Here is a 22,035-nt window from a genome sequence, read left to right on the forward strand (position 1 = left end):
CCTGTATCAAAGACAATGGTCTCTGGTACAGGGTTTTCTTTAGTTCGATCTCAATCGAGATACACGTCCTCAATCTCTCCGAACGTCTCTTCATCAAACACGAACGAGCCGTTGGCGTAGCGGTCCAAGAGCGTCAACTGCTTCGTTTTGACCGTCTTCGCTTTCTCTTTCCCGATGATGTGGAGGGTTTCATCGTCATGCACCGGGAGCACACGGCGAATCTGATGCGGTTTCGATTTGACTTCGCGGATGAGCATCGTCCCGCGCAAGTTGCGGTTCGTGCAGTCGAACTGATCCTCGAGCTTCATCTTCTTGACCGCTCCACGTTGCGTCACAAGGACGAACAGCGGCGGTGTGAAGAAGGCGAAGGCATCGGCGACCATGTCCCCATCCTTCAAGTTCATCGCTTTGACGCCGGCAGCGCGCTGACCGACGACCGGCACGTCATCTTCTTTGAACCAGAGGCCGTAACCGCGCTCAGAGACGAGGAACAGTTGGCCAGGCCCGTCACTGATGCCGGCGAAGACGACCTCGTCGTCGCCTTTCAGTTTGAGCGCCATGAGCGCCTTCGACTTGCGTTGGGCGTCATAGTCACGGAGCGGTGTCCGTTTGACCATCCCTTCACGCGTCACGAACAGACAGTGTGCGTCGGTGTCGAACGTCGAGACGACATCGGCCGAAACGACTTGTTCGCCTTCGATCGGCACGAGGTTGGCGACATGCTGTCCGGCGTCTTTCCATTTCGACTCTGGAATCTGATGGACCGGGATGAGCAAGTAACTGCCTTTGTTCGTCCAGACGAGCAAGTGGTCCGTCGTCATCGCCTGGGTGACGAGGACGGGACGGTCTTTCTGCTTCATCTCCGGCATCTCGTCGCTCGAGGCGCCATATGAGCGCATCGATGAACGTTTGACGTACCCGTCGCGACTGACGAACACCATCGTCTCTTCGACGGCGATCATGACCTCTGTCTTCAGTTTCAACTCTTCGACCTCGGACTCGATGACCGAGCGTCGTGCGTCGCCGAACTCGTCACGGAGTGCGGTCAACTCTTTCGAGATGAGCTTCCGTTTCGTCGCGTCGACGTTCAAGATGTTGGCGAGGCGAGCAATCTCTTTTTGGAGCGCCTTCGCCTCTTTTTGGAGCTCGACGATATCCGTGTTCGTCAACCGATACAGTTGGAGCATGACAACCGCTTCGGCTTGACGGTCTGAGAACGAGAACCGCTCCATGAGCTTCTGCTTCGCCTCGGACTTGTCTTTGGCCGAACGGATGAGTTCGAGCGTCTCGTCAAGGACCGAGATGGCCTGTTCGAGCGCATCGACGATCTCGGCGCGTTTCTTCGCCTGGTCGAGCTCGAACGTCGTGCGTCGAGTGACGACCTCTTCGACGTGCTTCAAGTATGCGTCGATAATCGACAAGAGACCCATCTGTTTCGGTGTCCGGTTGACGATGGCGACCATGTTGTAGTTATAGGCGAGCTGCAGATCGGTATGCTTCAAGAAGAAATGGAGCACACCTTCCGCATCGGCTTCCTTCTTCAACTCGATGACGACGCGGACACCGGTCCGGTCAGTCTCGTCACGGACTTCGGCGACGCCTTCGACTTTGCGGTCGAGGCGAAGCTCTTCCATCTTCTTGACGAGGTTCGCCTTGTTCACCTCATACGGGAGCTCGGTGATGGTAATCTGTTCACGACCTCCCTTAAGTGGCTCGATGACCGATTTGGCACGGATGATGACCTTGCCTTTTCCGGTCTCGAACGCCTTCAAGATGCCGTCTTTGCCCATGACGATCCCGCCAGACGGGAAGTCAGGTCCTTGCATGTAACGGAATGCGTCATTCGTCGTCTCGACCTCACCTTTCAAGCGGGCGATGGCGAGGTTGAGCACCTCGGTCAAGTTGTGCGGCGGAATCTCGGTCGCATAACCGGCAGAGATTCCCGTCGTCCCGTTCATGAGCAGGTTCGGGAGGAGTGACGGCAAAACGAGCGGCTCTTCGGTCGAATCGTCGAAGTTCGGCGTATAGTCGACCGTGTTCTTAGAGATCGACGTCAGCATGACGCCGGCGATCTTCGACAGACGGGCCTCGGTATACCGCATCGCGGCGGCCGAGTCGCCGTCCATCGAGCCGTTGTTCCCGTGCATGTCGATGAGCGGGTAACGCAACTTCCAGTCCTGCGATAGGCGTACCATCGCCTCATAGACGGAACTGTCACCGTGCGGGTGATAGTTACCGATAACGTTACCGACCGTCTTGGCCGATTTGCGGTACGGTTTCTCGTTCGTGTTGCCTTCATGGTGCATCGCATACAGGATGCGGCGCTGAACGGGTTTGAGCCCGTCGCGCGCGTCCGGGAGGGCCCGGTCCTGGATGATATATTTCGAGTAACGCCCGAAGCGGTCACCGACGACCTGTTCGAGCGACAAGTTTAAAATGTGTTGAATCGTCGACATCTTTACATCACTTCCTCAATCGCTTTAGTCACGTGTTCATTGGCGATGATCGAATCATCTTCCTGGAGGCCGAAGGCGACGTTCTCTTCAATCCATTCCCGGCGATGGGCGACATTGTCTCCCATGAGCACCGAGACGCGCTTGTCGGCGACGGCAGCGTCGTCGACCGTGACACGGATGAGCGTCCGTGTGTCGGGGTTCATCGTCGTCTCCCATAGCTGGTCGGCGTTCATCTCACCGAGACCTTTGTAGCGCTGGAGGATATAACCCTTCTTATACACTTTGACGAGCTTCTCGAGCGCTTCTTCGTCCCAGGCGTACTCGAACTGTTCCGACTTGCCTTTCCCTTTCGAAATCCGATAGAGCGGTGGCAAGGCGACGAACACTTTGCCGGCCTCGACGAGAGGGCGCATATAACGGAAGAAGAACGTCAACAGGAGCACTTGGATGTGGGCCCCGTCCGTATCGGCATCGGTCATGATGATGATCTTGTCGAAATTACAGTCCTCAAGGTCGAAGTCGTGGCCGACCCCAGCCCCGATCGCGTGGATGATCGTGTTGATCTCCTCATTTTTCATGATGTCCTGGAGTTTCGACTTCTCCGAGTTGATGACCTTCCCGCGCAGCGGCAGGATGGCCTGGAACGTCCGGTCGCGGCCCTGTTTGGCCGAACCGCCGGCCGAGTCACCCTCGACGAGGAACAGTTCGTTCTTGGCGGCGTTCTTCGACGTCGCCGGCGTCAGTTTCCCGTTCAAGATGCTCGAACGTTTCTTCTTCTTGCCGTTGCGCGCCTCTTCCCGGGCTTTCCGGGCGGCTTCGCGGGCCTGGGCGGCGCGGATCGCCTTCTTGATGAGCATCGTCGCCATCTGCGGGTTCTCCTCGAGGAAGATCGTCAGTTGTTTGGCCATGACACCATCAGCGCTCGTACGGGCCTCGGGCGAACCGAGTTTCGATTTCGTCTGCCCCTCGAACTGGAGGAACTCTTCCGGGATCCGTACCGAGACGATGAGCGTCAAGCCTTCGCGGACGTCACCGCCGTCAAGGTTCTTGTCTTTTTCTTTCAACAATCCGTTCTTTCGGGCGTACTCGTTCACGATGCGGGTCATCGCCGTCTTGGCGCCGACCTCGTGCGTGCCGCCGTCACGAGTCCGGACGTTGTTGACGAACGAGAGGACGTTCTCGGAATAGGCGTCCGTGAACTGGAAGGCGAGCTCGAGCTCGATATCGTTCTCTGTCCCTTCGAAATAGACGATTGGATGAAGCGTCGCCTTATCGTCGTTCAAATATTGGACGAACTCGGCAATCCCTTCCTCGTAATGGAACGTCTCTTCTTTATCCGAGCGCTCGTCCGTCAACGTGATCGTCAATCCTTTTAACAAGAATGCCGATTCGCGGAGCCGTTCAGCGAGCGTGTCGTAGTTATATGTCGTCGTCGAGAAAATCGAGGCGTCCGGTTTGAAGTAGACGCTCGTCCCCGTCTGACGCGTCTTTCCGGTCTCGAGGAGCGTCGTCTGCGGGATCCCGCCGTCGGCAAACGTCTGCTCGAACACTTTGCCGTCGCGATAAATCGTGACGAGGACCTTGCTCGAGAGTGCGTTCACGACCGAGGCGCCGACCCCATGGAGTCCACCTGACGTCTTGTAGCCACCTTGGCCGAACTTACCGCCGGCGTGGAGGACCGTGAAGATGACCTCTGGCGTCGGTTTCCCGGAAGCGTGCATCCCAGTCGGCATACCACGCCCATGGTCGCGTACCGTGATGGCGTCATCTTTATGGATGGTCACATCGATTTGGCCACCGAATCCAGCGAGCGCCTCATCGATCGCGTTATCGACGATCTCATAGACGAGATGGTGCAAGCCGCGATGGTCGGTCGAACCGATATACATCCCCGGACGTTTCCGGACAGCAGTCAGTCCTTCGAGCACCTGGATGGCGTCTTCATTGTAATTAAATAAGTCTGTTGACATCTTCGTCACCTCAATTTCGAACACACGTTCGTTTTTCTATCCTATTGTATAGCTGTTTTTGGATTCTGGCAAGCCTCCCTCCGCGAGCGGGGCTCGTGAAAAAAAGGAGACCTACCAAGGAGGTAGGTCTTAACCGAGAAGGCGGGCGTGCTCGACATAGATGCATCGATTTTCGATGTAGTCGAGTCCGGCATCGCGAGCAATCCGCTCGGCGTCCGGGCTGGTGAGCCCGAGCTGGTTGAAGACGAGACCGACATCCCCATGTCGGACGGCATCTTCGGCCACGCCGGCCAAATACTCATTGCGTCGGAAGACGTCGACGATATCGACGCGCCCCGGGATGCTCTCGACCGTCGGATAGACTTTGCGTCCGTTCCACGTCTCGAGCGTTGGATTGACAGGGATGACCGTGTAACCTTGCAAAATCAAATAGTCTGCGATTTGGTTCGCGGTCTTGTTCGGGTTCGCTGACACGCCGACGACAGCGATCGTCTTCGCCTCGGTGAGCCATTGTTTCAAACGTTGATCGTCCATCCTGAAATCCCCCTTTTGTTTACGTTCTCAGTGTACCTTTACCTGAATCACCGTTTCAAGCTTTATTTTCTTTTAACATACAACTGTAACTCTTTCAAATTTTTAAAACAAATCAATTGGTTCACCATAACTAATTATGTAAACCGGATTATATGACGTTATTTCTCGGGTTCGTAGGTCGATGTGTGTCTCGGGTGGAAATGACGTGTAAACGAACGTTGCGTGAAATATCTATTTCACGCAATCATAAGGACGGATTTAAAGCGTTTCAGATAGTAAAATTGACTCGTTTCTCGAACGCCCATGGGCAAATCGATGGCAGTTCGGTATACTAAGGTTCAGGAGGTGTTCGCGTGGGAACTGCCTATGAGGAACGTCGCGGTACACTATATAATTACCGCATCACTTTTTACGGGAACGCGCTCGCTTGGCTCATCCATGTCGTGTTCTTGATCACGTTTTGGCAACTCGGCGTCACGGTACTCGCCTGGTCGAATCTACTCAGCATTCTGTATTACACGCTATCCTTTTATTTTGTACATAAACGATATTATCGGGCGTTCTTCGTCGGTCTGTTCATCGAGGTCGTCTATAACGCGATCATCTCGACGGTCGTGCTCGGTTGGGGTGCGAACGTCCACTACTTCATCATCATGGTCGCCTATGGCGTGTTCTTCATGCCGAACGTCCGTCGGTCCATCCGGGTCGCCTCGACGATACTCGCCATGACCATCTACGGTTTCCTATATATGAATGTGACGACAGGGACGCAACCGCTCACGCCGTCCTTCGAGCAAATATTGGGCCTCTTTTGTCTCTTGTCGACGATCGCCTTGATTGCCGGTCTGTCTTTCGTCTTCGAAGGGTCCGTCGTCGAAGTGACGTCCGAGCTCGAGCGGACGAACGAACGGTTGCACACGCTCGCCTCACGGGACGGGCTGACCGGGTTGTATAATCGGACGACCGGTTACCGATTGGTCGAAGATGAGATTCGCGAAGCCGTCATCAATGGACGGCCATACGCCGTCGCTCTAGGGGACATCGACCATTTCAAGGCGTTCAATGAGCAACACGGTCATGACTGCGGCGATCTCGTACTCAAGCAAGTCGCCTCCGCGCTTGCCCGAACCGACGGGATAGCCGTCCGTTGGGGTGGCGAGGAGTTCCTCATCTTCTTGGCGGACCAGTCCACTGCAGAGGCCACGGAGACGATTGACCGCTTGCGCCAACGCATCAAATCACTCGAGACGATTTATGACGGCCGTCGTCTCAGCGTCACGATGACGTTCGGTGTCACGACGCGAACCGGATTCGAGGCCGTCGACACGCTCGTCAAAGAGGCGGACGACCGGCTCCGGGCCGGCAAACAAGAAGGCAAGGACCGAATCGTCACGTCAATCCATCAGTAAGCAAGGAGAGATCTTTTGAGTATATTCCGCCAGCTCGGACAAGCACCGACTAAGGTCACGACGAAACGTTTCAATTTGAGCGGCTACGAGCGCATGCCGAGCTTCATCCAGCGTTTTTTGAATCACCTGGCAGCCAAACATTATTCGGAACAGACCGCCCAGCGCTATCTCTATGATTTTTTAGACTTTTTCCGCTGGGTCGAGGCCGCCAGCGCATCCGAGGTCGACCCATCATCGGTCGAGATTGACTCGTTCGTCGAGTTCGATCACGCGGGGGCTGAGGCGTATGCGACGTATCTCGCCCTCGAGCTCGATAACGCTCCGAGCGTCATCAACCGAAAATTGTCGTCGATGCAGTCGCTGTTCAACCATTTGATTGAGACGGGCGTGACGGCCTATAACCCGTTCCAGGCGGTCGAACGGCCGAAGCGCGCCAAGCGCAACCCGATTTATTTGACGGAGCAGGAGTGGCTCGACTTCTCCACGCTCGTCCGCAGCAACGTCGGTATGTCTGACCGCGAGGCGAGTTGGTACGAGCGCAACCGGGACCGCGATTTTTTGATGATTCAACTGCTTGGGTTGACCGGGATGCGCGTCTCGGAACTCGTCGGCCTCGATTGGAACGATATCGACCGCGAGAGCGGGACGATTCGCGTCATCGGGAAAGGCAATAAGGAACGGGTCATCCCGATCGCCTCCCCGCTCGAGCCGCTCCTCGACGCCTATCGACGTGACGGGTCAGGCCCGCTATTCCAATCGGAGCGAGGCAAGCGCATCTCGGTGCGGACGGTGCAACACACGTTAAAAGGCCACATCGACCGCTTGAAACCGTATTTGCCGTTCTTGACGCATAAACAGGTGACACCACACAAACTACGTCATACATTCGCCTCACGGCTCGCCATGAGCGGTATCGATGTGTTGACGATTCAACAGTTGCTCGGTCACGAATCGGTGGCGACGACGCAAGTCTATGCCCATATCGGCGACGAGAAGAAAAAACAAGCTATGATAGGTTTACGATAACTTATTATGTAAACCACTATAAAACACCTGAATCAATCACATGGATTGGTTCAGGTGTTTTCGTTATAACTGCTTCGTCGATAGGATGACAATCGTCTCATCGAGCACCGTGTAATAGGCGTCTTCAAACGTTTGCCGCTCATTTGTCTCGAGATTGAACACGGTCACGCCCCCACCTGTTCCATCTGCCGCCGACTCATGAATGAAATAGTTCGAGGCGAGCACGCGCTCGAAAGGAGCCGTGTCGAGGAAGCGGGCCCCGGTCGTCGCGTCAATCAATTCGGTATGGTCCGTTGACTCTTCCACTTTAATGAAAATAGTGGAACTGACATCGTCATACGTGAAGTCAATCGGCTCGTAGGCGCCCCAGTCGACCACCGCCACCTCGCGGAGCACGTCCGGTGCGGTCAACTCATAAATCGTCTCCTCGTTCGCCTCGTCGACGAAAGTCGAGAACCGAAGTAGCTTGTCCCGTTCACCCAAGTATTGGACCGTGTCCCCTTCCCCGTGCAGACGAATCAAGTCCTCGAACGGAATCTCATCTTGACGGGACCTGATTGCCTCGACTGCCTCGTCGAGCGAACAAATCAGAATCGCCTCCGAATGGTCGATCGCATCGTCCGGGGAGACCCGACCGTCCTCGAGTGCCTCGTAATAGGCAAACTCGTCCAAGCGGGCGTTGCAGACGATATATGGAATGCCATCGAGCTCGGTCGAGAACAGATAGAGCTCACGGAACTTACCGGCATGTCCGACGAGTCGCTCGTCACGGATTCGCTCTTGGAACGACGTCTCCGCATCATACAACCATGCCTCATCAGTATCTCCGAAACTCGTCAAGAAGAGGAAGTAACGGTCCGCGAGAACCCAATAGAGCGTGCTGTTACCACGTTTCTCGAACGTCGCCAGCACATCTTCTCGTCCAGCGCGATAGTCGAACGCAATCAACTCCGTGCGGACAACACCCGTACGGTCTGGTGTCTCGTTCAAGAAATAGACTCGTTCGTCACTGACGAACAGCTTCGAGATCCCATAGTCTTCATAGGCGCGATGACTGATCGGCGTGACGGTACCGTCCGCTTCATCATAGCGATAGATCGAGAAACTCGTCTCGCCGGTCTTCTCTCGATAGTAGATGGACGTCTCGGTGACGGCGATCAAATCCTCATGGCTGATTGGCATGGCACGTGCGTCAACGATTCTCATAGGGCACCTCTCTCATAGGAAGATTCAACCGGCTCGACGGTGACGATGCCGGGTGGTCGTTTCGGGAATGAAATCCGCAAATGGGCGAACTCGATGATCGATTGGTGAGGATCGGTCTTCTCGAGCCAACGGACGCGTTGGCGGTTCGCCAAGGCGTGGCCAATCTTTTCTTCAATTTGGAACTGGGAAATGCCACGATAGGCGACTTCTTGGATATAGGTCGATTCATCGGGCTCGAACTGTTGCCAAATGCCCATCACGAGCTGTCCGAGCGAGGAGACCCGTCGCTCAGGCAAACGGACCGTCCGGAGCGTCTGCTCCACTTCCTTCAAACATTCGAGCGGGTCGTCCGCGACGGCGAACAGTCGCTTAGCCGAGTTGTTCATGACCCGGTAACGTCGTTTCCCGCTCTCGAGCCGAAGCACTTGAGCATACGGTTCGACCGGCACCCCATGAAAGAACGTATCGGTCCCACCCCAGGAATAGCCGAAGGCGGGATCGAATTTCTGAATCGTGTTCATGAAGGCGAGCATGAAATCCTCGACTTCACGACGCTCGAGTCGTAACCATTCGGCGAGCGCGAGCGTGCCGCGGTCTTTTTTAATGCGATGCACCGGGAAGAACAAGTCCCCTTCGGCCAGGCGATGCGGTTTAAGTTCCGTCCCGTCGGCGCGATAGTCCGTCGCCGGACGGCCGCTTCGGCCCGCATAGATAATCCATTCGTCATCCGTGCTCTCAAACGCGTAGGCTTGGTGTGCCCAAGGCGGCGTCACGTATAGGGCCGGATACTCTTCATACGTCTCCAGGTGCAGATAGGAGCGGTCGGTCCACAGTTGCGCGAGCAGGTTAACGATTTCTCCCGTCTCGGACTCTTTCGGTGCGATATAGTTGCCGGTATTGCCGATATACGTCAAGACATGGAAGTCGTAGGCGTGATACAAGTGTCGGACGATGCGCTCGAACACGGCGGCAATCATTCGCTCAAACAATGGATGGTCCTCGTTCCGGTCGACCGATGTCGCATCGACCGTGCACATGAGCCACCCCATACGGACGTACAGGCGAATCCGGAGCGGATACGAGATCAATGGGGACGCAGACGCATGAATCTCCGTCAGACCGAGGTTGGCCATGTTCTCGACCTGTAACGTGAATCCGCTACGCCTCAGTTGCTCCTCCATCTTCTTTTTCCAATTGATCGTCTCCATTCGCATTCACTCGCTTTCCGTTGCCATCGGTCTTGTCTGGCTCATTGTGAAATTTTTCCCGTTTCTTGAATCAAACAAACGCCTTTCCACCGGCATGTTCGGTGAGACGCTTAAGCGCCTCGTCGAGAATGGCTCGGGACGTCCCGAAATTGAGGCGTTCGAACGTCTCGCCCGACTCCCCGAACGGGTGACCTGGCGACAAGAACAGACAGACTTCCTCGTGCAGCCACTTCTTCCGCGGTTCCGTTTCGAGATTGAGCGCCTTGAAGTCAATCCAGAGGAGATAACTCGCCTCAGGCATGAACGTCTTCAATTGGGGCAGCTCTTCCTGGAACCGCTCGACGAGGTACGTCGCCTGCTCCTCGAGTTCGGCCGTCAATTGGTCGAGCCAACGCTCGGCCCGCGAGTCGGAATAGGCGGCGATGATGGCCGTGTTCGCGAACGGTGTCGGTAACACATGGTGTTTGTTTTGGACTTGGATAATCCGCTTTCGCATCGCATCGTCCGGACAGATGATGTACGACGCGAACAGCCCCGCGATATTGAACGCCTTCGACGGTGCACTAACCGTGATGACCGAGTCATCGAGGCGATTGAGGGCGGTATGCCGTTGTGACGGATAGGTCAAGTCGGCATGAATTTCATCAGCGACGAGGATGACGTCATGGCGACGTGCCAGCTCGACGACATGCTTCAGCTCGGACTCGGTCCATACCCGTCCGACCGGGTTGTGCGGCGAGCAGAGCAAGAACAACTTCGCCTTCTGCATCTGTGTCTCGAGCGCGTCAAAGTCCATCTCGTAGCGACCATCGACTTGACGGAGCGGAGCGTCGAGCAACTCCCGTTTCAACCCGGTGACCAGTTCATGAAATGGCGGATAGACGGGCGACTGGATGACGACCCCATCCCCTTCCTCCGTCAACGCCTCGACGATATGCGTCAATCCCGGTACGACGCCACTCGAGAACAAGACGTGATCGGCATCGACCTTGAGCCCGTGACGACGGTCATACCAAGAACTCACGGCTGCTTGCGCTTGTCTCGAGAACAATGTGTACCCGAACTCTCCTGTCGCGGCCCGTGCCGTCAGCGCCTCCGAGATGGACGGTGCCGTGCGGATATCGATGTCTGCGACCCAGAGCGGCAGGACGTCGTCCTTGACGTGGAACCAACGGTCGAGCCCGTCCCATTTCACCGAATCTGTTCCCGTCCGGTCAAGCGATTGATGTAAGATTGATTTCATGTTCATCCCTCCTACTCCTACTGTAACAAAAAACGAGCGTTCGAGTCCGCAAAACGATGGCGGATTCGAGACGCGTCGGCTATAATCGACCGAGATACTTCAAGGAGGTGAACCTGATGACCGTGACCGTCATCCGCCATAAACGCCGGAAACGGGCGGCTTTCTTCGTGACGCCGGACGGCATCGAGCTGAGGATTCCAGCTAGGCTCCCGAACCGGATCGTCGAGACAATATTAACGGAACATGCCGGCTGGATTGAAGATCGCCTCGCGGCACTACCTAAGCGTGACGTCTTACCAGCCGACAGACTGCTTTTGCACGGAGAGACGTTTCCGCTCGTCAAAAGCAATACCGAGACAAGGTTCCGTTTCGACAGTGAAAACTTTCACTGTCCCGCTACGTGGGACGAGTCATCGCTTCGGAAAGCGTACGAGGCTTGGCTCCGCGAACGGGCCCTCACCTATGTGATTGAAAGGTCCCCCCACTATGAACGACAGCTCGGCGTGAAGGCGGAACGAATCCGCATCGGCCACCAAAAGACGCGCTGGGGGTCATGCAGCTCGACCGGGACGATCTCAATCAACGTCCGGCTCATGCTCGCCCCGCAGGACGTCATGGATTATGTCATCGCCCACGAATGGGTCCATCTCGTTCATTTCGACCACTCGAAAGCGTTCTGGTCGAAGCTTGCGTCAGTGTATCCAAACGTCGCCGGCGCGATGGCCTGGTTGAAACAGCATGGCCATACGCTGCAAATCAAAAAAACCAATTGAACGTGTCCCTTGTCAGGAGGCATGTCCGATTGGTTTTTTAAATGGCGGAAGTGAACCGCTCGGCTGTGCCGTTCAGCGATTCGGCCGACTGTTCGATATGCTCGAACCGCTCAAGCGTCTGTTCCATGATGCGGACACTCTCTTGAATGTCTGTACTGGAGCGGGATACGCCGTCGACGATTGAGACGAGCTCTTTGTTCATCCCGTCCGTGTTCGCGCGCACTTCGATGACGGCGCGTTCGACGAGACGTGACAGGTTCCGGACCTCGGTCGCGACGACGTTGAAGCCGAGACCGTGCTCACCTGCCCGTGCGGCCTCGATGGCGGCGTTGAGCGACAACAAGTTCGTCTGGGCGGCAATTTCCTTGATTGTGCTAGCGATTTTCGTGATCTCGGCGGCCTGCTCTTGCAAGTTCGTGAGCGTTTTCAAGTTTTGATTCGAGTCCGCATCAAGGCGTTCGATCGTCCGTTTCAACTGTTGACTCTCTTCCATGCCACGCCGGGCCCGGTCGTCAAGATTAGCGGCCATGTCACGGAACGAGCGCGCGTATTCTTCGATCGTCTGTTGGCGACTCGTGATGTCGGAGGCGATTTTGACGACGCCGACGACTTCATCCTGTTCATAGATTGGCATATAGGTCGCTTCGAGCCAAATTGAATCACCGCGGGCGTCGATGCGCTCGATTTTGTCGGCCGAACTGAAGCCGTCGAACAGCTTGTTCCAAAACGCTTGATAGTCCGGACTGCTGACGAAACTTGGCGTGCAGAACAAGTGATGGTGCATCCCGATCATTTCGTCACGTTTATATTTCATTGCCTTGGCGAAGAGGTCGTTCACATCGACGACGCGTCGTTGACGGTCGAATCGGATCATCGCCACGTTGGCCTCGAGGGCACGGAGCACCTCAGGGGATGAGAGGCTAGCAATCTTTGTCAGTTCCATTCCGATTATTCCTACCTTCTTTTCTCGATTTCCTTTAGTGCTTTATTCCTGGAATGTAGCGGAATTCTAGTGTACCCTGTGCGAAAAGTCCTGAATAGCGTCGGTTTTTGAAATCGAGTCAATATCTTGAATTTGAAGTGTTTTCCAGTTGGTTCACTGCTAAGTCCATGAACAAAGGACCCGTGCCATGCACGGGTCCCCTATCATTCCTGGTCATCGAATATTGATTTGAACAGCGTGACTTGGTCGGCCGTGAGTTCACCCCGGCTGTCCTTTGGATCGATGCCGCCGATTATCTGTTCTTCGTACCAAATTCCGAAGTCGAGTGAACGTTCTGGCGCATCGTTCGGCGTGAACACGAACGTCGCTTTCACATCCGGTTCCCGCTCGATCGGGACGGGCTGGTCTTCCCACTCGACTTCCTCCGTCGTTCGATCAAGCTCGGCATTCGTCTCAGCGTCGGTAATGGTGCGTGTCGGCCCGTATTCCCCATCAGTATGTATCGTTTGGTACTCGATACGAGACGGATCCACGTCTTCCTCGCTACTCGCACAACCTCCAAGCAATAGTCCCGCGCAGATGACATATCCAACTAACATGCGTTTCAACAGAACATTCCTCCTCGATTTACAACCAATCCGTTCATTCGAAAGCCTGTGGGAATAACTCTTGGAACGTCTCCGCCCCAGCGCTCGACAGTTTGAACACTTCCCCGGACTTCACGTCTTTCACGAAGACATCGACTTTCTTCGACCGTTGCTGGTAACTGACATCGAACTGTTGACCGAGATTCCCGTGCAACAGCGTCAAATACTTATAGTCGTTCGTATCACCACTCTTCGTCGACGGTCTAGCGGTCTCGAGGGCTTCGACCAATCGGTCATACGCTTTTCCGCTCACGTTCACCGCATCAGGGTAAGGGAGCGGGACTTCCCGGTGATACGGATACTGATGGAGGTAAGCGACCGCTATCTCGTCTAGATCTGCAGGATCTGTAAGGAGAGGGCTCGTTCGATAGCGCATCGACACGGTTTTTGTTACGTTTTGTCCGTCCACGTCAATCGTAAGGTCATATAGCGGATAAGGTGTCATCGGTTCCATCGTGCCACCGTTATGGATTCGACGGAAGGTTAAACTGTCAGCCCCGTTGAGCAAATCGGCATCTTGTAAAATGGAGGAGGAATAGCGAGCCTTGTCTCCACCATAAGACTGGAGCAGATGAGGCATGTTCGTGGCCTTATCTCGTCCTAATGCGATAAACACATCGGACGGTCTAAGGTTCGGCAAAAAGTGGAAGAATGGGTTAAAGTAGCCCCCTTCTTCAATCCCAATCTCAACCGTGCCGCTAAATCCAGGCGAAATCCTCATAAGTGTGACCGGATACGGTTCCATGTCTTGTCCATTGTCATAGAAGGCGTCCGGCTTATGTAACGCAGCCCGTTCATTTGCGGTCGCGATATGGACGGTCGGAAGGAACGAAATCTCCGTGCCGACCTCGTCTTTCAAGTAGGCAGGTCTTTCTGCAAGCTCGACGGCCCGGTACCCTTCCATCCCGTCCATCCGGTCTGATTTACAGAGCGCATAGATTGTATCCCCCTCGACATAGGTCACTTCATTAAAACTATATCCATAATAGTCATCATTCATAAGCGGGGCCCGGGTCGCATACGCCATCCCGAGGATTGAAAACGTCTCTCCATCTAGTTCGGTCAGTCGTTCCTTGTCTTCACATTGGTTCAAAATTGTTTCGGCATCCACTACAGGCTCTTGACTGTTCAACGTAACCCGTTCGGCTTGCCAGTGCTCCTCGATATGGCCATAGCGGACGACGTCCACGTCTTCCGAGCAGCCTGCCGTCAACCATAACAGTGACAATGACATCAACGCTCGTTTCTTCATGTTCAACCCACTCATTTCTTCTTCAAGTCAGGGAAGTAGGACAAGAACGTCTCGGCCCCTTCGCTCGTCAGTTTGTACGTCTCGTCGGTCGAGCGGTCGGTCACGTAAATATCCATCTTTTTCGAGCGCTGTTTATACGTCACCTCGAACTCTTGTCCCTTGTGTCCATCGACGATTGTTAGAAGCGGATAGTCGCCTTCATCACCTTGACGCTTCGTCGGTTCAGCGGAATCGATTGCTTGGACGAGGTCATCCATATCGTTCCCCGCTGCTTTTAAAAGAACCGGGTATGACAACGGAGATTCCGGGTTGAACGGCTGTTGATGAAGATAAACGAGTGGACCGACCACAAGTGGCATGTAGTCTTCGTCGGGGAGTGTCTCGAGCTGCTTTCGTTCCGCTGTCGATAATAAGTCAGAGGTGCGGTATGTGAACGTCATCGTCTCATTGACGACTTTTCCGTCACGAGTATAGGTGAACTCATACAATGGATAAGTCTGGTCCGGGATGAGCTCCGTCTCGAGGGGGAGGCGCTCGACGCTCAACGCTTCATATGTAAGCCCTTCTGCGGTTTGGTCAATCATCGACTCGAGTGGAGTCACCGAGAAATAAAGGTCCGCAAACATGAGCAGCAAATACGGTTTCTCAGTAATCGTATCGTAACCGATCGCTACTTTGATGTCTTTCATGCTGGCAATCGACGGGTCGAACGAGAACAACGGATATGGACTCGGCATTCCCCCGATTTCTACTTCAATCTCTCCGTACAGGGCCGGGGAAAAGGCAACGAGCGTTTCGAGGAACGGTTCGATCGGGTTGCCTGACTCGTTCAATTCATCGGCATCCCGTAAGGCGGTTTTGGCGGACTTATCGGCCGGCCCGACGACTGGATAACGACCGATCGGTGTCCCTGCTGATACGTCCACATCGTCAGGGAACGACTCGATCACTTCCGCCAAGAAGCGGTTCGAGGCCATATCACGACAAAGCACATAATTCTCATCCCCTTTCAAATACGATACAGCCTTGAACGCATACTCCTCACCCGTGTCCGTCATCGGATAGCGGTTCGCCACGATCGTATCGAACACGATCAAGTCGCCTTCCAGCTCGGTCGTCAACTCACCGCTACAGGCTTCAAGCGTCTCGTCGGCTGAATGGAGGGAAATCAACTCCTCCTTGGCATACTTGCTGACGGTCCAATGCGCGTCGACGTAAGACAAGTTTACGACGTCCGGCTTTTCCCCACCGCAACCAACCAATAAGCCTGTGGATAGTACAAATAAACCGACTAACTTTTTCAAATCATCCGCCCCTCATCATCTATTTGTACCAATTTTACCATTATATTACTTTAGGAGGGAACACGAAAAAACCCGTCCGACGACCTGGACGGGTTCAATGACCGTTACACAGTTTTATCGATGGCTCGGGTCAATCTCATCTCGACATCGCGTGCCACAGCTTGGAGCGACTCATCCTCGATCAGTTCGATCAGTTTCGTCGGCTTTGGCATCCCGACATGGGTCGACCCATCTTTCGTGAAGACGGCGAGCTTGCATGGGAGGAAATAACCGCCTTCCCGGTGCGCCGTGATGACTTTTTTCGCTTCTTTTGGATTGCACACTTCGAGGATGCGGTAGTCCCCATCAATCGCTTGACCTTTCTCTTCGAGCGTCTCACTCAAATTGAAGTCCCAAAGCACCCCGAACTCTTCCTCCTTGAGCGTCGTTTTCAGCTTCTCGACGACCGCTTCGACCGTCTGATCGGTCTTGACCGTGTAATCAAACATGTGAACCCCTCCTAAGATGTAGTCTCTCTCGTCTTGTACCCCAAGTGAGGACCGACAAATCGTCTGTTCGGTCGAAAAAAGTATATGTGATTTGAAACATATTCGATGTCCGTCACGTATGTATGAGAGAAAATAAAGAAGTCTATACTTACGTAAAGGAGAAGTGGTTGCCGTGACGGTCACCGTATTCACACATACAAGCTGCAGTTCTTCCCGTAAGACGATCGATTGGTTACGTGAGCAGAACATCCCGTTCATCGAGAAGAAATTGACCGACCAAGGGATGTCGTTCACCGAGTTCAAAGACATGCTCCGCCTCACCGAGAACGGGACGACCGACCTGTTGTCCGTCCAAAAGAGCGTGTACAAACAAGCGGCGGATCAACTTGATGAGATGTCGCTCCGTGAGCTGTACAGCTTCGTGGCGTCGCATCCCCAGATTTTGAAGAGTCCGATCGTCGTCGACGACAATCGAATTCAAATCGGGTTCAGCGAGAAAGAGATTCGTACGTTCATCCCGCGCCATGACCGCATTGCCGAATTGAAACGATTGCTCGACAACAAGTAAGAGCCCTGCCGAAGCAGAGCTCTTTTCTTATGCCTTCTTGAGTCGGGCCGCCAAGCGGTTTCCGAACGATTGAATCGATTGGACGAGTAGAATCAAGACGAAGATGGTCACGTACATGACCTCCGGCTCGAATCGGAGATGCCCGTATTGATAGGCGATATCGCCGAGTCCACCGGCTCCGACGAGTCCTGCCATCGCGGTCGCCCCGATCAGACCGATCGTCGCAATCGTCAAACCGAGCACGATTGAAGAGCGGGCCTCCCGGATCAACACATACCAGATGATTTTCCGGGTCGAGATGCCCATCGCTTCATACGCCTCGACGACCCCGCGGTCGACCTCGAGCAGCGCCGACTCCATGAGCCGCGCGATATACGGCGCCGTGAACACGATGAGCGGCAACAGCACGCCTTGGACGCCGATCGTCGTTCCCATGATGAAACGGGTGAACGGGAGGATGAAGAATAAGAGAATGATGAATGGGATCGAACGGACGACGTTGATGACACTCGACAAGATGCCGTAGAAATAACGGTTGGCGAGCCGCCCGTGCGGTCGCGTCAAGACGAGTAGCGTCCCGAGCGGCAACCCAATCAACGTCGAGATGACGAGCGCGATGCCCGTCATCGTGAGCGTCTGAATCGTCCCCGTCCAAATCAAGTCACCCCAATTTTCCCAAAACTGAAGCATGGTTCGTCACCTCCTTCACTTTCACACCACTCGCTTCTAAGAAGCGGACGGCTTGGTCGGTCTGGCCCTCATCGCCGTCCAAATGGACGAGTAGATTACCGACGAGACCGCCTTTAAGCTTTTTGATGCCGCCCCCGATGATATTCGGCAGCAAGCCGTACCGTTTCGTCAACTGGGCGAGCACGGCCTGTTCACTTTGATGGCCGATGAACGACAAGTTGACGAGCGTCCCGTGCGTGCTCAATTCTTCGACGACCTCTTTCGGGACATCGAGGTTCGTCTTCAAGAACTTGCGCGTCGTCGCATGCTGCGGGTCCGAGAACACGTCGAGCACGTCTCCTTCTTCGATGATCCGGCCGGCCTCGATGACCGCGACCCGGTCGCAGATGCGCTCGATAACTTCCATCTCGTGGGTGATCAAGAAAATCGTCAGCCCGAGCTCGCGATTGATGTCGAGAAGCAGGTCGAGAATCGACTCGGTCGTCTCCGGGTCGAGCGCGCTCGTCGCCTCGTCGCTGAGCAGGATGTCCGGCTCATGTGCGAGGGCGCGGGCGATGGCGACACGTTGCTTCTGTCCGCCCGAGAGTTGCTCCGGATAATGTTTCCGATGATCCGTCAATCCGACGATGTCGAGGTACTTGTCGACGCGTTCGCGGATTATCCGCTTATCGAGTCCTTCGAGACGGAGCGGGATGGCGACGTTCTCTTCGACGGTCGCCGTCTTGAGCAGGTTGTAATGTTGGAAGATCATCCCGATGCGATGACGTAGCTTCGAGAGCCCTCGTTTGTCGAGCTTCGTGACGTCCTGTCCTTCGATTTCGACCTGGCCCGACGTCGGGCGTTCGAGCAGGTTGATCATGCGGATGAGCGTGCTCTTTCCTGCCCCGCTTCGGCCGATGATGCCGAAGATCTCGCCTTTCTCGATGGTGAGCGAGACGTCGTCGAGTGCGGTGACAGCACCTTTATTTACCGTGAACGTCTTCGTGATTCCTTTAAGTGCGATCATAGGCCCTCCTTAAAACGCCGGGACGATTGAGCCGTCGAACGTCTCTTCGATGAACGTCCGGACCTCGTCCGAGTGATAATACGATTTGAGCGTCGCGACGACTTCGTCATCCTTGTTGTCGGTACGGACGACGACGTAGTTCGGATACGGGTTGTCGACCGTGTCTTCATGGAACAAGGCGTCCTCGTTGATCGACAGGCCGGCACCCATCGCGAAGTTCGTGTTGATGGCAGCGAGTGCGACTTCCGGGAGCTGGGTCGGGAGCTGCGACGCCTCGAGTTCGATGAATTCAAGGTTGAGCGGGTTCTCGGCGATGTCACGTTTTGTCGCCTTGTCCGTCAATCCTTCTTTGAGCGTGATGAGTCCCGCTGTCTCATAGAGACGGAGCGCGCGTAGCTCGTTCGCCGGGTCGTTCGGGACGGCGACCTTGTCACCTTCTTTCAAGTCCTCGATGTCGGTCAATTTCTCTGAGTAGAGACCCATCGGGAAAGCGACGGTCTTGAACACGTCGTCGATTTTATAGCCTTTATCGGACTTTTGCAGTTCTAGGAATGAGAGCGTCTGATAACTGTTCACGTCGAGGCTACCCTCGGCGAGCGCCGTGTTCGGCGTATTATAGTCGTTGAACACTTTGATATCGAGTTCGAGGCCGTCTTCGGCCGCGAGTTCTTTCACTTTCTCGGCGATCTGTTGGTGCGGCCCGCCCGTGACGCCAATCGTGAGCGACTCCGTGCTGAGCGCCTCGCTCGCGTCCGATTGTCCGCATGCTGAGAGCGCGATGGCGGCGAGTAGTGATGTTCCTGCAAGTACTGTTTTCTGTTTAATGTTCATTTGTTTTCCTCCTCCAAAATGAAAGCCCGCTACTCATTCAGAGTGGCGGGCACGACAAGTCAAAGTCGGACACGCTCATCTCCCAGACGATTTCGTCTGTTGGAATTAGCACCATGATCATAACGATCTGGTTGCCGGGTTTCACAGGGCCAGTCCCTCCACCACTCTTGATAAGCAATCGGTCTATTAAGTTGTTATCATCTTACTTTTAATTCTTTTAATTGTAAATAGATAATTGTAAATTTTCAAAAATTATTTTCAGAAAATCTTTATCGAGCGGTGCCGGCAACTGTTGCAGCTCGGTCTCCGTCATGACGGAGTCGACGAGGACCGGGATATGCTCAAATCCGACCCCGAGCGCCTCGAGCGTCGTCGGGGCACCGAACCGTTTCAACCAAGCCTCCAAATAAGGGGCATCGGCCGAGCGCCGCAACCGCTCCTGGACGATCAGTCCGAAGCCGACCTTGTCTCCATGCAAGAAAGAGTGGGTCGACTCGAAGCGGCTGAGCGCATTATGGACCGCATGGCCCACGGCGACGCGTGTCCCGGCGTCACCAAATCCACCGACGGCGCCGCCGATGGCGAGCACGTGATCGACCGCGAAGCGGACGTCGTCACTATACGACTCAAAAGCGTGCTCGCTCAATTCAAGTTCGACGAGACGCCCGCACTGCTCGGCCAAGACGAGTCCGGTGTTGACGCCGGCGTCAGCTGAGCTGTCACCACTCAAATAACGGGCTTCGTAAAACTTCGCGACCGTGTCGATGACACCTGCCCGAAAGTATTCATATGGTGAGCGCGAGATGACCCGTGAGTCAACGATGACCCGTTCGATGACGACGCGGAACATGTCGTAGCGGTCGTAGCTCCCGTCCTCCTGATAGACGACGCTGAGCGGTGTGAACGCCGCACAGTTCGAGGCGAGCGTTGGGACGACGATGAGCGGGACGTTCCGTTGATAGGCGACGAGTTTGGCCGTATCGACGAGCTTGCCGCCTCCGACGGCGATTAACACGTCGGCGTCAAACGGTTTGAGCCGTTCGACTTCCGAGTCCGTGCACTCCCCGCTGAACCTTGTTGCCGGATAGTCCGCGATGGCCGGAAAGATGGCTCGGACGACGTCATACCCGATCTGACCGTGCAGGACGTGGGCACGGCGGCCGTCGACTAAGTCATCAAGACGGTCGAGCGCGTCATCGGCGTGGTCATATTCAAGGACGGCCTGACGAATCATGCCCGCACCTCCTCATAGGCGGCAAACAACCGCTCGATTCGTTCGACGGCCTCGTCAATCTTCGGTTCCGGTGAGACGAGGCCGAAGCGGACGTATCCGTTCCCTTCCGAACCGAAGAAATAGCCCGGGGTGACGGCGACACCGGCTTCATGCAGCAGTTTCCGCGAGAACGACTTGGCATCACCCTCAGGCACTTTCGCCCAGACGAAGAACGAGCCTTCCGGCGGTTCGACGGCCCAGCCGGCTCGGTTCAACCCGTCGATCAGGCGATCACGCCGTGCCTCGTACAGTCGTGCCAAGTCATCGCGAATGGTACGGGGCGCCTCGAGCGCAGCGACAGCCGCCGCCTGGATGGCCGAGAACACGCTGACGTGGACGTGGTCCTGATACGTGTTGATCGCCTCGATGATGTCCGCGTTCCCGACAGCAAAGGCGACGCGCCAACCGGACATGTTGAACGCTTTCGACATCGTATATACCTCGATCCCGACTTCTTTCGCCCCTTCCGCCTGCAGAAAGCTAGGCGGGACATGGCCATCGAATCCGATGCTGCCGTATGCGAAATCGTGGACGACCATCAAGTCCCGCTCCCGGGCGAAACGGACGGTATCGTCAAAGAAAGCGGGTGAGGCGACGGCTCCGGTCGGATTGCTCGGGTAGTTCAAATACATGAGTCTTGCATCTTGCGTATCGAGCGTCTCATAGTCCGGCAAGAAGCCGTTCTCTTCCCGGAGGACGAGGTCACGGACGACGGCACCGGCGAGGCGTGCCCCCGAGATGTAATCAGGATAGCCGGGATTCGGTAGCAAAATCCCGTCGCCAGGTTCGAGTACGCATTGCGGCAACGTGATGAGACCAGATTTTGAGCCGATGAGAATCGCTACTTCTGTCTCGGGATCGAGTTCGACTCCATACTCATTCAAATAGAACGTCGCCACTGCTTGCTTCAGGCGGGCCTGACCGCGGAACGGACCGTATTGATGGGTCGAGGCGTCGAGGAGCGCCGTCTGAAGCGCGTCACAGATCGGCTCAGGCGTCGGCAGGTCAGGCGTCCCTTGTCCGAGTCGGATGATGTCGCGGCCGGCTTGTTCGAGTTCGGCCACCTCGTTCGCGAGTCCGACGAAATGTTGAGGTGGTAACGTTTTAAGTAGATGTGAGCGTCTGTCAGTCATGAATAGTCCTCCTATGCAAAAAACACCCCTTTCCGCGGAAAGGGGTGTCGAGATACGGACGTATTCAAACAACCA

At 55.2% G+C, this 22,035-nt stretch carries 20 protein-coding genes and 1 riboswitch; of the genes, 4 read left to right on the forward strand and 16 right to left on the reverse strand.

From position 1 onward, the window contains the following. Positions 1-50: 50 nt before the first annotated feature. From parC to M467_RS27710, 3 genes are all read right to left on the reverse strand, one after another. A complete protein-coding gene (gene parC / locus M467_RS27700) occupies positions 51-2,456 on the reverse strand; it encodes a DNA topoisomerase IV subunit A (protein WP_021067465.1) in 2,406 nt (801 codons plus the stop codon). 2 nt (positions 2,457-2,458) lie between these two features. After that, on the reverse strand, positions 2,459-4,426 hold the full coding sequence (gene parE, locus M467_RS27705; RefSeq protein WP_031200243.1) for a DNA topoisomerase IV subunit B: 1,968 nt from the start codon (positions 4,424-4,426) through the stop codon (positions 2,459-2,461). Positions 4,427-4,555: 129 nt separating this feature from the next. Beyond that, complete coding sequence (locus tag M467_RS27710; RefSeq protein ID WP_021067467.1) at positions 4,556-4,960, reverse strand: CoA-binding protein; 405 nt, start codon at positions 4,958-4,960, stop codon at positions 4,556-4,558. 353 nt (positions 4,961-5,313) lie between these two features. On the opposite strand from M467_RS27710, the gene M467_RS27715 reads away from it, so the two are divergent. Then, positions 5,314-6,369 carry a GGDEF domain-containing protein gene (locus M467_RS27715; protein WP_021067468.1) on the forward strand — a complete coding sequence of 352 codons (1,056 nt, stop codon included), beginning with the start codon at positions 5,314-5,316 and terminating at the stop codon, positions 6,367-6,369. A 15-nt stretch (positions 6,370-6,384) separates the two neighbouring features. After that, positions 6,385-7,395: a tyrosine-type recombinase/integrase gene (locus tag M467_RS27720; protein WP_021067469.1), complete on the forward strand. Its 1,011-nt coding sequence runs from the start codon at positions 6,385-6,387 to the stop codon at positions 7,393-7,395. 63 nt (positions 7,396-7,458) lie between these two features. Here the strand turns inward: M467_RS27720 and M467_RS27725 are convergent, their stop codons facing one another. From M467_RS27725 to M467_RS27735, 3 genes are all read right to left on the reverse strand, one after another. Next, a complete protein-coding gene (locus M467_RS27725; RefSeq protein WP_021067470.1) occupies positions 7,459-8,601 on the reverse strand; it encodes a hypothetical protein in 1,143 nt (380 codons plus the stop codon). Continuing rightward, positions 8,598-9,809 carry a hypothetical protein gene (locus M467_RS27730; RefSeq protein ID WP_031200244.1) on the reverse strand — a complete coding sequence of 404 codons (1,212 nt, stop codon included), beginning with the start codon at positions 9,807-9,809 and terminating at the stop codon, positions 8,598-8,600. Before M467_RS27730 ends, M467_RS27725 begins: the two co-directional genes overlap by 4 nt. Before the next feature lie 70 nt (positions 9,810-9,879). Then, a complete protein-coding gene (locus tag M467_RS27735; RefSeq protein ID WP_021067472.1) occupies positions 9,880-11,052 on the reverse strand; it encodes a MalY/PatB family protein in 1,173 nt (390 codons plus the stop codon). A gap of 116 nt (positions 11,053-11,168) precedes the next feature. Here M467_RS27735 and M467_RS27740 point away from each other — a divergent pair, with 116 nt between their 5' ends. Further along, positions 11,169-11,825, forward strand: a complete 657-nt coding sequence (locus M467_RS27740) for a M48 family metallopeptidase (protein WP_021067473.1) — start codon at positions 11,169-11,171, stop codon at positions 11,823-11,825. Positions 11,826-11,862: 37 nt separating this feature from the next. Here the strand turns inward: M467_RS27740 and M467_RS27745 are convergent, their stop codons facing one another. The 5 genes from M467_RS27745 to M467_RS27765 all read right to left on the reverse strand — a co-directional run bounded on the left by M467_RS27745 (position 11,863) and on the right by M467_RS27765 (position 16,459). Further along, positions 11,863-12,768 carry a methyl-accepting chemotaxis protein gene (locus M467_RS27745; RefSeq protein WP_021067474.1) on the reverse strand — a complete coding sequence of 302 codons (906 nt, stop codon included), beginning with the start codon at positions 12,766-12,768 and terminating at the stop codon, positions 11,863-11,865. 203 nt (positions 12,769-12,971) lie between these two features. Next, positions 12,972-13,376, reverse strand: a complete 405-nt coding sequence (locus M467_RS27750; protein WP_021067475.1) for a hypothetical protein — start codon at positions 13,374-13,376, stop codon at positions 12,972-12,974. Positions 13,377-13,410: 34 nt separating this feature from the next. Continuing rightward, the gene (locus tag M467_RS27755; RefSeq protein ID WP_144060670.1) at positions 13,411-14,667 is read right to left on the reverse strand and encodes a hypothetical protein; all 1,257 of its coding nucleotides are present in this window, start codon (positions 14,665-14,667) and stop codon (positions 13,411-13,413) included. A gap of 11 nt (positions 14,668-14,678) precedes the next feature. Next, the gene (locus tag M467_RS27760) at positions 14,679-15,971 is read right to left on the reverse strand and encodes a hypothetical protein (protein ID WP_021067477.1); all 1,293 of its coding nucleotides are present in this window, start codon (positions 15,969-15,971) and stop codon (positions 14,679-14,681) included. A 104-nt stretch (positions 15,972-16,075) separates the two neighbouring features. Then, positions 16,076-16,459: a DUF302 domain-containing protein gene (locus tag M467_RS27765; protein WP_021067478.1), complete on the reverse strand. Its 384-nt coding sequence runs from the start codon at positions 16,457-16,459 to the stop codon at positions 16,076-16,078. Positions 16,460-16,631: 172 nt separating this feature from the next. Between M467_RS27765 and M467_RS27770 the strand changes: the two genes are divergently transcribed. Next, a complete protein-coding gene (locus tag M467_RS27770) occupies positions 16,632-17,027 on the forward strand; it encodes a Spx/MgsR family RNA polymerase-binding regulatory protein (protein ID WP_021067479.1) in 396 nt (131 codons plus the stop codon). A 27-nt stretch (positions 17,028-17,054) separates the two neighbouring features. Here M467_RS27770 and M467_RS27775 read toward each other — a convergent pair whose 3' ends face one another. From M467_RS27775 to M467_RS27795, 5 genes are all read right to left on the reverse strand, one after another. Then, positions 17,055-17,717: a methionine ABC transporter permease gene (locus M467_RS27775; RefSeq protein ID WP_021067480.1), complete on the reverse strand. Its 663-nt coding sequence runs from the start codon at positions 17,715-17,717 to the stop codon at positions 17,055-17,057. Then, the gene (locus M467_RS27780) at positions 17,689-18,723 is read right to left on the reverse strand and encodes a methionine ABC transporter ATP-binding protein (RefSeq protein ID WP_021067481.1); all 1,035 of its coding nucleotides are present in this window, start codon (positions 18,721-18,723) and stop codon (positions 17,689-17,691) included. The genes M467_RS27775 and M467_RS27780 overlap by 29 nt, the downstream gene beginning before the upstream one ends. 9 nt (positions 18,724-18,732) lie before the next feature. Beyond that, positions 18,733-19,554, reverse strand: a complete 822-nt coding sequence (locus tag M467_RS27785) for a MetQ/NlpA family ABC transporter substrate-binding protein (RefSeq protein ID WP_021067482.1) — start codon at positions 19,552-19,554, stop codon at positions 18,733-18,735. Positions 19,555-19,626: 72 nt separating this feature from the next. Beyond that, a riboswitch (SAM riboswitch) is annotated at positions 19,627-19,731 on the reverse strand. Between the two features lie 40 nt (positions 19,732-19,771). Beyond that, entirely contained in the window at positions 19,772-20,788 is a 1,017-nt protein-coding gene (locus tag M467_RS27790) for an iron-containing alcohol dehydrogenase family protein (protein ID WP_021067483.1), read from the reverse strand. Continuing rightward, positions 20,785-21,960, reverse strand: coding sequence for an aminotransferase class I/II-fold pyridoxal phosphate-dependent enzyme (locus tag M467_RS27795; RefSeq protein WP_021067484.1), 1,176 nt, complete (start codon positions 21,958-21,960; stop codon positions 20,785-20,787). Before M467_RS27795 ends, M467_RS27790 begins: the two co-directional genes overlap by 4 nt. Positions 21,961-22,035 lie beyond the last annotated feature (75 nt).

It is taken from the genome of Exiguobacterium chiriqhucha RW-2 (assembly GCF_000416965.1).
In the GTDB taxonomy this organism is placed as follows: Bacteria; Bacillota; Bacilli; order Exiguobacteriales; family Exiguobacteriaceae; genus Exiguobacterium; species Exiguobacterium chiriqhucha.